Below are 13,368 nucleotides of genomic sequence, written 5' to 3' on the forward strand. Positions count from 1 at the left end.
CAAAAGCCAGGTGATTTGCGTCATCCGAGCGTCGGATTCCTGTCGATCCCCGCGGTCCACGCGCGCCGGGATGCCGCGACGTTCTCTCGTCCTTCAGCACGGCCGTCGGCCCTCGCGGAGGGAGCGATCCGCCTCGGCCAGCCCCCGATCGCTCAGCTGCCGAGCCATTGCCGCGCGAGCTCGAGCGTGCGGGCGTTGTCCGGAACGTCGTGGAGGAACCGCTCACGCCAGGTCGGGTCGCTGAGCTTCTCGGCGCGCGCGAGCAGCGCCGTCCTGGCTGACGCGATCGCGTCGGCAGCCTCCGCGTGCCTGCCGCTCGCGGCGAGCGCTTCGGCATAGGTGAGGCGGACGAGCGACTCGCCTTCTTCCACGGCGCCGAACTCCGCCAGCATGGCGCTCGCCCTGGCGGCGGCCTGGATCGCTTCGTCGACGCGCCCCAGCGCGAGCAGGGTGCGCGCGAGGACAGCAGCGGTGATGGGGCCGAACGGCTGCACGCCATCGGAGAGCGCCACGGCGCCGCGCGCTTCGCGCTCGGCGATGCCGAGGTCTCCGGCGGGGAGGCCAATCCTCGCGAGGCAATAACGAGCCTGCAGCTCCACGCGCAGGACCCCCAGCTGATGACTCGACGAGAGGGCCGCCTCGGCCATCGATTGCGCGGCGGCCAGGTCGCCGCGCGTCGCGACCACCTCGGCGAGGTTCGCCAGGATCGAGAGCCTGGCGTCGTGCAGCTCCATCCGGTCGACCTCCGCGAGCGCTTCGCGCAGCGCCGATTCAGCCGTCTCGAAGTCCCCGAGCTCCGCGTGGATGAACCCGAGGTTCCCGCGTTCGCTGCTGGCCCCGCGCCGATCTCCGGCCGCCTCGAAGGCGGCGACCGCGGCCTTCATGTGATCCGCGCCGGCCCCCAGATCGCCAGCGCGGATGGCCTGGCAAGACCGCGCCAGGTGGAGCCGCGCGACCACCTCCAGGTCGCGCGCCTTGAGGCCCGCGAGCGCGCGCTCGACGGCCTCGACGAGAGCGCCGCCTTCCGCATAGCGCCCGTTCAATGTCAGCACGATCGCGCACTCGGCAAGACAGATGAGCTTGACGGCAGGGTCGTCCGGAGCAGCCGTGTCCGCCGCCATGGCCGTCCAGCGCCCGACCTCATCGAGCCGGCCCAGCTTGGACGCGACGAGCACGACCTCGGTGATGGCCGAGAACCACGCGTTCGATCCGCGCGTTATCCGCGAGATCGCCTCCGTGCCTCGCTCCATGGCGAGGGAGAGATCGCCGCGCCAGACGCAGGCCTCGGCCTGGACCCGGCGGAGCCGGCCGGCGGTGTCTTCGGCCGCGCCGCAGCCGATACCCCGGTCGGCCCGCTCGATCGCCGCGCCGAGATCGCCGCCGCGGAGCGCCTCCTCGGCCGCGCGCAGGTACGCCTCCGCGGCTCGCGCCGGCGCGCCGCCGAGCTCGAAATGTTCGGCCAGCGCGATCGCGTCCGCGCCGCCGACCCGGTCCAGCCAGTCGCCCGCGAGCGCGTGCCCGACGCGGCGGTCGCGCTCCGTGAGCATGCCGTAGGCGGCCTCCCGCACGAGGGCGTGCCGGAACTCGTACTCCAGCTCCCCCGCGATGCGCGCCTCGTCGCGCCGCAGGACGAGCTCCCGCCGCGCGAGCTCGGCGAGCCACGGCGCGACCTGCGCGCCGCCGACGAGGGCCGCGATCCCGCCTTCCCAGAAGGTCTCGCCGAAGACGCTCGCCGCGCGCAGCACGCGGCGCTCCTCGATCCCGAGCGCCTCGAGCCGCGCCTGCACCATCGCGAGCGCCGTCTCCGGCATGCCCTCGCTCCTGCCCTCGGCGACCGCGCGGATCTGCTCCTCGAGCACGAACGCATTGCCGTCGGCGCGCGCGATGAGCTCGTCCACCTGCGCCGCGCTCACGCCGTCGCCGAGCACCTCCCGCACCAGCCGCTCGCTCGCCCGCCGCGGCAGCGGCGCGAGCCGGAGCCGCAGCCCGATCCGCTGGCCCCAGAGCGAGGGGAACAGCTCGTCGACCTCCGGGCGGGCGAGCGCGAGCACGAAGAAGGGCAGCTCCGCTGCGTGCCGCAGCGCCGCGTCGATCAGGCGCACCGTGGGCAGGTCGCCCCAGTGCAGATCCTCCAGCACGAGCAGCACCGGCCTCCGCTGGCACTCGGCCTTCACGAAATCCTTGAACGCCTGACGGAGGCGATCGCCCATCAGCACCGGGTTCTGCCGTGCCGCCTGGAGCTGCACGTCTCCCTCGTCGGGGAAGGGCGCCCCCACCAGCTCGCCGAGGAACGCCGCGACGTGCGGCCCCCCTCCCCCGAGCCCGTCGAGCTGCCGGACCCGGGCCAGCACCTTGCTCCGCCGCACCTCCAGCGGCTCGCCGTCGAGCAGCCCCATGGCGCGGCGGAGCGCCCGGGCGAGCAGGCCGAACGCGGAGCCGGCGGCCAGGGGGTCGGCCCTGCCGATCCAGATCTCGGCGGCCTCGCTCCGCTCCTTGAGGGCGCGGAGGAACTCCCAGCCGAGGCGAGATTTGCCGAGGCCCGGGGCGCCCACGACGACCACGGCGCTCGCTTCGGGCTCGTCCACGCAGTGGCGCCACTCGGTCGAGAGCTGCGAGAGCTCTCGCTCGCGCCCCACGCACGGCGTCGGCTTCCCGAGGAGCCTGGGGACGGCGACCGGCTCCTCCCTGGGGCCGCGGAGCCAGCACCCGTCGGGCTCCTGCGTGGTGTCGAAGCGGCCGGCGATCAGGACCGCCGTCGCGCTGTCGAGCTGGATGCTCGACCCCGGCGCCCGGCAGCCCTGCGGGGAGAGCTGCACGACGCGATCGATCAGCGCGCCGACCGGCAGCCGCCCCGCGATCTCCGCCAGGCCCGTGGCGATCGACATGGGCACATCCCCGAGCTTCTCCCGCAGGGCGAGCGCGCAATGGGCCGCGCGGGCCGCGAGATCGGTCGGGGGCTCGGCGCCGGACAGCGCGATGAGCAGCCATTGCGATCGCAGGAGCTCGACGCGCCCGCCGTGGCGCGCCGCGATCCGGCGCAGCGCTTCCGGGTCCGGACGCGCCGGCTCCGTTCCGGATCCGACCTCGGTCTCCGTGGACGTGTCGGCCTCCATGCGGCCGTCGGCGGCGAGGATGACGCACATGACCCGCCGCTCCGACATCGTGATCTCCGCGCCGGGCGCGGGCGGCACGGCGGTCACGCTTCTTCCGGCGGGGAGCCCTGCGTGCGCCAGGGCCGAGAGCTCCTCGGCGACGGCGGCGCCGTCGCGCGGCCGGTGCCCCGCTTCTTTCGACAGCATCCTGGCCACGAGGCGCTCGATCGGCTCGGGGACGTCGCTCCGGAGCTCCCCGAGCCGCGGCGGCTCTTCCAGGACGACCTTCATGAGGAGCGACAGCGCGTTCGCGCCCAGGAACGGCGGGCGCCCCGTGAGGCACTCGAACAGCATGCAGCCGAGCGCGAACACGTCCGCTCGGGCATCGATGGACGGCTCGCCTCGCGTCTGCTCGGGCGCCATGTACCCGGGCGTGCCCAGGATCGCGCCGGGCACGGTCAGGCGGCGCGCGAGCCGGGTATCGCGCGCGATGCCGAAGTCGAGCAGCGTGACGCGCTCCACCGCGCCGCCCACAAGCATCAGGTTGCTCGGCTTCAGGTCCCGGTGGACGATCCCGAGCCTGTGGACCGCGCCGAGCGTTTCCGCCACCCGTGCAACCAGGATCACGCTCTCGGCGATCGAGAGCGGTCCTTGAGCGAGCCTCGCGTCCAGGGTGGTCCCATCGAGCCACTCCATGGCCAGATAGGGCTGCCCTGTGGCGGTCATTCCGTGCGCCACATACTGCACGACCCCTGGCAGCCGGAGAGTGACGAGCGCTTCGGCTTCCCGCGAGAACCGGCTCAGGTCGCGCACATTCGCGCCCTGCATCACCTTGAGTGCGACAGTCTCCCCCGACCGCCGGTCGCGCGCCCGATAGACGTCCCCCATCCCGCCGGAGCCGGCGAGCCGCTCGATCTCGAACCGATCCTCGACGACGTCCGAAGCGCGCATCGCCCTTCTTCAGGTATCGCGCGAGCCCCTGGATGCCTACTTCCCGCGCGCGACCGACGCAGCTCACCACAGCCGCACGTCGATTACCATCCGCGTCGGATTCCCCTCGATGCCCCGCGGGGCCCACATGCCCTGACACGCCGCGGCGCCCTCTCGTCTCCACAGCAAAGCCGTAGGCCCTCGTGGAGGGAGCGCGCCGCTCGGCGCGCACACGGGCTGTTGTCTGAGCCGATTTCACGTCCTGTGTCCGGCGCGCGCAGCGCGACGGGCACAGGACGTCTCAGGCGAGTTCAGCCCGTGTGCGCGCCGCGCGGCGCGCTCCCTCCACGAGGGCCGGGCCCATCTCGATACCGTGCTACTCCGTCGCCGCCGCCGCCTCCCCCGCCCCGGCAGCAGCCGCCGCCGCTTCCACCTCGCAGCGCACCACCACGACCTCGCCGTCCGCGAGCTCCGCCCGCTCCACGAGCTCGTGCTTGCCTGCCCGCACCGCCGCGAGCACGTCCCCCAGCGCCGGCCCGAGCCGCGCCAGCGTCGCCGCGTTCGCCCCCAGCGCGAGATCCGTCACCACGCGCCCCACGCTCGCGCCGAGCTCGCTCTTCCGCTTGTTGACCGCCGCCATCGCCGCGGCCGCCAGATCCAGGAGCCCCGCGTCGGTCGGCACCGCGACCTCCGCGAAATCCCCTGCCGCCGGCCACTTCGCCCGGTGGATCGACCGCTGCCCCGTCTCCTCCGCGTACACCCAGGCCCAGACCTCGTCGGTGATGTACGGGAGCACCGGCGCGAACAGCCGCAGCAGCACCGAGAGCCCGAGCCGCAGCGCGGCCACCGCCGAGCCCCGCGCCGCCTCGTTCGCGCCGCCCTCGCCGCGCGCCCGCGCCTTCGCGAGCTCCAGGTAAGCGTCGGTGAACCAGCGCCAGAAGAAATCCTCCGTCCGCTCGAGCGCCGCCGCGAACTCCTGCGCCTCGAACGAGCGCGTCGCGTCCGCCACCACCGCCGACAGCTTGTGCACGAGCGCCCGATCCAGCTCCTCGGAGATCGGGTGCACGTCCGCGGACTGGCTGAGCACGTACTTGCCAGCATTCCAGATCTTCGTGACGAGGCGCTTGCCGATCTTCAGCACCTTCTCGTCAAAGGCCGTGTCCGTGCCGAGCCGCGCGCTCGCCGACCAGTAGCGGACCGCGTCCGACGAGTAGTTGTCGAGCAGGTGCATCGGCGTCACGACATTGCCCTTGCTCTTCGACATCTTCTTGCGATCGGGGTCGAGGATCCACCCCGAGATCGCGATATGACGCCACGGGACCGACGACTCGTGCAGCATCGCCTTCGCGATCGTGTAGAACGCCCACGTCCTGATGATGTCGTGCGCCTGCGGCCGCAGATCGGCCGGGAACAGCCGCGCGTGGCGCCCCTCGTCGAGCCCCCAGTACGAGCTGATCTGCGGCGTGAGCGAGCTCGTGAACCACGTGTCGAACACGTCCGACTCCGCCGTGAAGCCGCCCGGCTTGTCCCGCTGAGACGCGTCGTACCCGGGCGGCACGTCGACCGTCGGGTCGACCGGCAGCATCTCGCGCGTCGCGAGCAGGGGCCTGCCGTGATCCGGGTTGCCCTCGGCGTCGAGCGGATACCAGACGGGGAACTGCACGCCGAAATACCGCTGGCGGCTGATGCACCAGTCGCCCTGGAGCCCCTCGGTCCAGTTGCGGTACCGGAGGCGCATGAAGTCCGGGTGCCACTCGATCTTGTCGCCGAACTCGAGGAGCTCGGCCTTCTTGTCGGAAAGCCGGACGAACCACTGCCGCGTGGGCACGAACTCGAGCGGCTGATCGCCCTTCTCGAAGAACTTCACCGCCCGCTCGATCGGCTTCGGCTCCCCCCGGAGCGCCGGGCCCGTGCCGGGCGCCGCCGCGTGCTCCTCGCGGCGGAGGAGCTCGACCACGGCCGTGCGCGCCTGCTTCACCCCCTTGCCCTGGAGCGGCGCGTACGCCGCGTTCGCGGCGGCCGGATCGCGGCTCTGCCAGTCTCCCTCCCCGAACGTCACCGGGAGGAGTCGGCCGTTCTTGCCGAGCATCTGCCGGAGAGGGAGCTTCTGCTCCCGCCACCAGATCACGTCCGTCGCGTCGCCGAAGGTGCAGACCATCAGGATGCCCGTGCCCTTCTCGCGATCCACGAGCGTGCTCGGGAAGATGGGCACCGGCGCGCGGAAGATCGGCGTGATCGCCGTCTTGCCGAAGAGGTGCTGATACCGCGGATCCTCGGGGTGCGCCGTCACGCCCACGCAGGCCGCGAGCAGCTCGGGGCGCGTCGTGGCGATGACGAGCTGCTCGCCCGTGCCCTCCACCGCGAACGCGATGTCGTGGAACGCGCCGGACTGCGGGCGATCCTCGACCTCCGCCTGGGCGACCGCCGTCTGGAAATCGACGTCCCACATCGTCGGCGCGAAGACCGAGTAGAGGTGGCCCTTCTCGTGCAGATCCAGGAACGACAGCTGCGCCGTCTTGCGGCAGTGATCATCGATGGTGGCATACTCGTACTGCCAGTCGACCGAGAGGCCCACCCGGCGGAAGAGCGCCTTGAAGACCTGCTCGTCCTCGCGCGTGACCTTGTGGCAGAGCTCGATGAAGTTCGGCCGCGACACGATGCGCGGCTGCTCCTTCTTGAGCGCCTCCGGCGCCGCCTGCGGCAGCGAGAGGCCGCGCTCGTACGGCGTGCGCACGTCCGTGCGGACGTGGAAATAGTTCTGCACGCGCCGCTCGGTGGGCAGGCCGTTGTCGTCCCAGCCCATGGGATAGAAGATGTTGAACCCGAGCATCCGGCGCTGCCGGACGATGACGTCCGTGTGCGTGTAGCTGAAGACGTGGCCGATGTGCAGCGAGCCCGAGGCGGTCGGCGGAGGCGTGTCGACCACGAAGGTCTCCTCGCGGGGGCGCGAGGGGTCATAACGGTACGTCCCGTCGGCCTCCCACGCGTCGGCCAGGCGCTGCTCGGCGACGGGCGAGTCGAAGTGCTTCGGGAGCGTCGCTGGATCGATGGTGCGGAACGTCTTCTTGGTCGTCACGTGATCACCTGCAGAACTGACCCCGCAGGTACCGCCCGCGGGGGGCGCGCATCCTACGTCGTACCCAGGGTAACGCTCAAGGCGCGCCGCGTCACCCGAGGGAGATCCGCGCGTCCGCCAGAGATCGCCGGCTCCGTCCTGGAGAGGCCGCCGGCTTTGTCGCGGCGCTCGATGTGGACGCGCTCGCGCGGGGCGGCGGCTCAGTCGTACCGCTCGACGTGGACGTGCTTGCGGGGGACGCCGAGCTCGCCGCGGGCGAGCTCACGCACGGACGAGACCATCCTATCGAGGCCGCAGATGAAGACGTGCGGCGCCGGATCCCCGCTCGCCCCGGCGAGCTCCCGGTAGAGCTCGGGCACGTGCGCCTGCACGTAGCCGCGGCGGCCCGACCAGGACGGGCCGCCCTTCGAGAGCGTGATCTCGTAGCGGATCCGGTCCGAGCCGCGCGCGAGCGCCTCGAGCTCGTCGCGGTAGATGATGTCCTCCTCGAAGCGCGCGCCGAACAGGATCCACAGGTGCGCGGCCACCCCGGCGCGCAGCGACGCGTGCAGCATGCTCCGGAGCGGCGTGACGCCGGTGCCGGTGGCGACGAACAGCGAGGGCGCAGCGCTCGCGGGATCGCGCGTGAAGAGCCCGTGCGGGCCGACGGCGCGGAGCGTCGCGCCGGGCTCGATCCGGTGCAGGTACTCCGAGCCCGTCCCGCCCTCCACCCGGGTGACCGCCAGATCGAAGCGGGACGAGCCATCGGGGGCAGAAGCGATCGAGTAGGCGCGCTTCACCTCGCCGCCCGGGAGCGGGAGGACGAGGTTGACCCACTGGCCGGCCTCGAACTGGAACGCCCTGCCGCCTTCGCGCTCGAACGAGAGCTCCCGCACGAAGGGGCTGAGAGGCCGGGCAGCGACGAGGCGGGCTTCGAACGGTTCGGCTTGGATCATGATTGGGCGTCGGCGGGACGAAGGGCTGCTGGCCCGCGCGGGTGGCGAGGTCTTACCGCAGCCCTCGCCCCGGCCCAATCATGATCGGAGCCGTCAGGGCGCGGCCGGACGGCGCGGAGTCGCGGAAGTCTATGCCTTCCGGCTCCGCGCCGCCGGAGCGCGCGGCCGGGCCGCCGCCCGTCCCCGGCGCTCCGGCGTGGGGAGCCGGCAGGGGATTTACCGCTGCACGCCCATGCGGCGGCGCTGCGGGATGTTGAGCGCCGGCCGGGAGCGATCCTGATGGGGGAGCTTGCTCGGCGGGCGGGGCTCCCGGTGCGCCGGCTTCGGCGCAGGGACATGCCCCGTCTGCGGCGGGCGCGGCTCGGGCGTCTTGGCCGAGCCGAGCTCCAGTGTGCGCTCGGGGAGATGCGCGGGCTGTTGCATAGAATCCTCCATTCGATCGTTCATCATCACAGCAGAAAGAGCACCAAGGCTGAACGAACCCTTCGAAGAACCGGCTCTCATACACCCTCCATTCATCGTACGACCCCGGATTTCAGGCAGATCGATGCCGCGACGGACGCTGGCTCCGGGCGCCGCCCAAAGGCCGCTCGACTGGCGCCCTCGCGCGATGGACGCACCTCCACGCATCGTCGGGGCACGACGGTCCGCATCGCCACACGCCCCCTCGCGAGGCGCCTCAGCGCCTCGCCGTCAGGAGAGATGGCGAGTCGGCCCGCCGCGCCACCGACCATCCGGCTCGGTGCTTCGCGCGAGCGGCCAGCGAGCGAGGGGCTGCGACCGCGAGGTCAGCGACCTCCAGCGCATCGGACTCGTTCGCATGTCGGCCACGCTCCGTCCTCACGAGCGCACGACCACGCTCGCGCGGGGTTCCGCGGGCGGCTGTCGTGGCTGCTCACGCGCGGCAGCAGAGGGGCGCCGTGCCTACCTGGGCAACAGGCGCTCACCCCTCGGGGCCGCGTGACGGAGCGGTGGTGTCAGCAGGGAGTGTCCATGATTGACGCGGGCGACGCGTCGACAGCAACGCTAGCACTGGCGCCAGAGATCGCCCAGCACTTTCTGCGTCTCTGGAGGAGCGCTGTGCGCGGGGTGATCTCGCGCTGTCCTCGCGGAGCGTTCGTGTCCTCTTTTGCTTCCGATTCCGCTTCCGCTTCTTCTCCACCTCACGCTCACGAGCCCCGGGAGCTCGCGCGGACGCGCCGGGGCGCAGCTCAGAACGCGACGCGCAGCCCCACGCCGAGGGGGACGACGCCAGACGGCGCGGCGACGGCGCCCGGACCGACGAGGAGGCGCGCGGCGGCCGGCCCGCGCGGGTCGAGTCCTTTCCGCAGCACCCGCTTCTTGCCGATCACGTAGAGCGGCAGGCCGACGCCAACGGCGGCCACGCCCCCGGCCGCCGTCGCCAGGGCCGCCGTGTACGTGTCACGGTGCTTCGTGGCGTCCTCGTCGTGGTTCACGGTGATCAGCATGGCGCCGGTGACGAGGGCGGCTGCTCCGAGGCTCGCGACGACGATCCCCGAGACCATCATGACCGTGCTGTTCCGCTCGGTCGTCCGCTCCACGAAGTCGCGGAGCGCTCGCTTCGTCGCCTCGATCTCCAGCTCGATCTGGCGCCCTTGGGCGTCTCGCACGTCCTCGGAGTCGACAAAATCGTGGACGGCGTCCGCCTCGTACTTGAGCGCCGCGATCCTCGCCTCGTACGCGGCGACCGTCGCCTCCCACATCGCCTCCGGCGGGAGCCCCTCCACGGCCGGCGCGGCAGGGGGCGCGGAGGGCGCGAGTTGCGGGGGCGGCGCGCGGTCCGCGCCCTCCGCCGGCGCCTGCGCGGCCGCGCTCGACGCGAGCACCGCGCCGGCAAGGGCGAGCGCCCACGCGACGAGGCGGCGGCGCACCGCGGCCGCGGAAGACACGCGCGCCGGCGGCGCGGGGGGATGCGCGACACGGGAATGGATTCGTCCCATCAGCGGGCGGCATACCTCAACCGTCGCGCAGGGACATCCGTCGCGTCCCGCTCGCCCGGCGTGCGCTCGCGATCGCGGCGCGCTCACCCCTCCCGCGGCCGGTCGCGGCGCTGTCTCCCCTCCCCGGCCGGCCGCGCGTCGCCGGCCACGCGGAGCAGCTCCTGGAAGTGCCGCTCCACCGGGCCGAGGTCGATGCCATCCATGAACGAGGTGAACGCGAAATAGGGCAGCAGCGTCTGCCAGGCGCGCAGCCAGCCCGGCAGGTAGCGCGGCCGCTCCAGCACGCCGGCCGCGCGCAGCTCCGCCAGCACCGCGATGTCGTCGAGCGCGATCCGGCCGCAGACGAGCAGCTCCACCTCGTCGCGCAGGCCGCCGCGCAGGACCGCGGCCAGGAAGGCGTAGACCTCGAGCAGGCCGGCCAGGTAGCAGGCGTCCTTCGTGAAGGGCGCGCCGCCCTCGACGAGCCCGCCGCGGCAGACGCGCTGGGCGTCGAAGTAGGCGTCGCGGCGCCCGGCGCCGCGCTCGCGCAGGTACCGGTAGAGATCGAGGAAGCTCGCGCCCTGCTCGGCCATGTCCACGAGCCGCACCCGCTCGGCGAGCCGGGTGAGGCGGCCGATGGAGAGCGAGCGGCTGTACAGCTCGGCGAAGATGGCGAGCCCCTCCTGCGTACGCGTCGTGCGGGGGCCGCCGGACCGCAGGAACGCGCACCGCGGCTGCGCGGCGCCGTTGTGCGCGGTGAGCGCGTGCGTCTCCACCTCGTGGTGCCACAGCCCCTCGGCCTCCCAGGACGCGAACGTGGCCTCCGGGCGGATGCGGACGCGGCTCATGCCGGCCACCACCTTGGCCGTGATCCGCGGGTCGAGGGCGATCTCGATGTCGAGCGGCGGCGTCCGCGCGGCGACGCGGGCGGCGAGCAGATCCCGGAGCGCGCCGGCGTCGAGCGGCTCCTCGTCGGGATCGCTGGCCTCGTCCCAGCCGTGGACGCGCAGGCGCGCGGTGAGGTGCTCGGCGAGGTCGATGTTGCGGAGCTCGCCCCCGAAGAACCGCGAGCGCGCGCCGCCGTAGAGCGCGCGCGACCGCTCGGAGAACTCGCGGGTGCCCGCCGCCTCGAGCAGCTCCGCGGCCTGGATCTGCGCGCGGACGTTGTCCCGCAGCCAGTCGAGCGCGGGCGCGTCGCCGTCGATGGATCCGAGGAGCTCGCGCAGCTCGGCGACGCGCCGCGCGAGCCCGTCGCGATCCACGCGGTGCTCGACCTCGGGGAGGCGATCCTCGCCGGCGGCGAAGAAGCGCTCCTCGACCTCGCGCGGCCAGGCGATGTCCTCGAGCAGCCGGAGCGCCCTGCCCTCGGAGAGGCGGGCGCCGACCCGATCGAGCTGCTCCAGCACGGCGCGGTCGATGCTCATGGAGCGATGCTCGCCCGGACCGCCGGGCGTGGGAAGCGGCCGGCGCGGGCGCTTGCCAAGCTTGGGCCGAACGTCGAGCCCGCCGCGCGGGTCGACTCGATGCCGGAGCTTTGTCGCTCCAGCGCCCGCGAGCTCTGCTGAGATCGCCCGTGCGCAGTGGCTGCGTGCCGAAGCGCCCCGGAGGCCTCCGGCAACGTGTTGTCGACAGCAGGCCTGTGCCGGGGAGGCAAGCGCGAGGGCGTGCGCCGGCGCTCCCCGTGGCCACGCCGAGCATGTTGTTCAGCTCCTCGCCTCCGGTATACATTGGAGCCTGAACCTCGATGAGTGACGATCCCCAGCTAGAACACTGTACAGCACGAATCGGAGCGGTCCTCCGGGGCAAATGGCGCATCGATTCGCTCATCGGCGTCGGCGGGATGGCTGCGGTTTACGAGGCGACACACAGGATCGGCCGGCGCTGCGCGATCAAAATCCTCCATCCGGAAATCGCGGTCTCGAAGGAGCTTCGAGCCAGGTTCGAGCAAGAGGCGCTCGCGGTAAACCAGCTCGGTCACCCCGCGGCCGTCAATGTCCTCGACATCGACACGAGCGAGGATGGCTCGCCGTTCCTGGTGATGGAGTTGCTCGATGGTGAATCGCTCGGCAAGCGCGCCCGCGGCTCCGGCGGCATCGGGGAGCGCGAGCTGCTCCGCGTTGTCTCGACCGTGCTCGAAGTGCTCGAGGTCGCGCACGGGCTCGGCATCGTCCATCGAGACATCAAGCCTGACAATCTGTTCTTGACCTCTTCAGGCGGCGTCAAGGTCCTCGACTTCGGGATCGCTCGAATGAAACAGGGCGGCTCCAATGTTCATACACGCACTGGCGCGGTGCTCGGGACTACACCTTACATGTCGCCCGAACAAATCACTGGTGGCCAGATCGACGGGCGGGCCGACGTCTTCGCCGTTGGCGCGACGATGTTTCGAATCCTGGCAAAACGCCATGTGCACGAGGGATCCACGGAAAGCGACCTCCTCATCAAAATGGCGACGCAGCATGCGCCGGCCCTGCGCACCGTTGCCCCCTCTGTCAGCCCAGAGGTCTGCGCCATCGTCGATCGCGCGCTCGCTTTCGATCTATCGCGCCGCTATAGGACGGCCCGCGCCATGCGCGAAGACATTGAGCGAGCTTTGGGCACCAGTGCCGCCCCTCACGCGCCAGCCCCGGTGTCGATCCGAGCCGACGTGTCGTCTCCAATCAGCGTCGATGCCCCGACGATGGCGGCTCCTGCTCTCGGCCAGGCGATGCAGGCACCGATGGTCGTATCCGTGCCGCCTCGATCTACTGCCACCAGCCCGCGAGCGAGCTCGAATTCGCCATTCTTGATGATCGCAGTGATTGGCTCGTTTGCCGTCGCCGTTTGCCTCGCCGCCGTCTTCTTCGTTGTTCGTTCGCGAGCCCCTGCCGGAGACACTCGTGAGAGCGCGGACGATGAGACATCGCAAGAGGACAAGGCGAGCGGCAGCTCTCGCACGATGGCCACGTCTTCCACTACCAGCACGCCATCCACGCCATCCTCGACCGCTGCCCCCCCATCGACGCGCCGGCCCGCCTCCGATGGCAAGTATCGCCTCCTCATCAAAGACGGGAAATATCCATTTTGCGTCACGTCGAAGCTGAAACAGGCCTATCCAGTACGCACGAACGACGAGGGCGTCAAAGTGTGCAGCGGCACCCCCGATGGGCCCATCCCGATTGACGGCCTCAAAGCCTACCACCCCTCCGAGCTTCAATGGCAATAGCTCTGTGAGGAGCGGCGGCCTTGCCTTGTGCGGTGCCGGCACGCCGAAGAGCACGCCGCCGCCCAGCTCTTCGATCGCCCGCCCTCGATGTCCTCATCGCGCCTTCGGGGCGGGGCTGGAGGTTCCGGCGGTGCGGGCAGCGACCAGCGAGCTACAGCTCGATGCACTGTGGACATCCTTGTAGGCTGAT

The 13,368-nt window shown here is 71.7% G+C and carries 7 protein-coding genes; 1 reads left to right on the top strand and 6 read right to left on the bottom strand.

Annotated features, from left to right (window positions below; translation table 11 throughout):
- Positions 1-152: 152 nt before the first annotated feature.
- From WME90_RS26920 to WME90_RS26945, 6 genes are all read right to left on the bottom strand, one after another.
- A complete protein-coding gene (locus WME90_RS26920; protein WP_437274864.1) occupies positions 153-4,043 on the bottom strand; it encodes a protein kinase domain-containing protein in 3,891 nt (1,296 codons plus the stop codon).
- Positions 4,044-4,398: 355 nt separating this feature from the next.
- On the bottom strand, positions 4,399-7,098 hold the full coding sequence (gene valS, locus WME90_RS26925; protein WP_437274865.1) for a valine--tRNA ligase: 2,700 nt from the start codon (positions 7,096-7,098) through the stop codon (positions 4,399-4,401).
- A 200-nt stretch (positions 7,099-7,298) separates the two neighbouring features.
- Positions 7,299-8,033 (bottom strand): ferredoxin--NADP reductase, encoded by a 735-nt coding sequence (locus WME90_RS26930; protein WP_437274866.1) that lies wholly within the window; start codon positions 8,031-8,033, stop codon positions 7,299-7,301.
- A 216-nt stretch (positions 8,034-8,249) separates the two neighbouring features.
- Positions 8,250-8,456 (bottom strand): hypothetical protein, encoded by a 207-nt coding sequence (locus WME90_RS26935; RefSeq protein WP_437274867.1) that lies wholly within the window; start codon positions 8,454-8,456, stop codon positions 8,250-8,252.
- Positions 8,457-9,244: 788 nt separating this feature from the next.
- Positions 9,245-9,994 carry a hypothetical protein gene (locus tag WME90_RS26940; RefSeq protein WP_437274868.1) on the bottom strand — a complete coding sequence of 250 codons (750 nt, stop codon included), beginning with the start codon at positions 9,992-9,994 and terminating at the stop codon, positions 9,245-9,247.
- 83 nt (positions 9,995-10,077) lie between these two features.
- Entirely contained in the window at positions 10,078-11,397 is a 1,320-nt protein-coding gene (locus WME90_RS26945; protein ID WP_437274869.1) for a flavohemoglobin expression-modulating QEGLA motif protein, read from the bottom strand.
- Between the two features lie 320 nt (positions 11,398-11,717).
- Here WME90_RS26945 and WME90_RS26950 point away from each other — a divergent pair, with 320 nt between their 5' ends.
- Complete coding sequence (locus WME90_RS26950) at positions 11,718-13,178, top strand: serine/threonine protein kinase (protein WP_437274870.1); 1,461 nt, start codon at positions 11,718-11,720, stop codon at positions 13,176-13,178.
- Positions 13,179-13,368 lie beyond the last annotated feature (190 nt).

This window comes from Sorangium sp. So ce375 (assembly GCF_051473855.1).
Classification (GTDB): domain Bacteria; phylum Myxococcota_A; class Polyangia; order Polyangiales; family Polyangiaceae; genus Sorangium.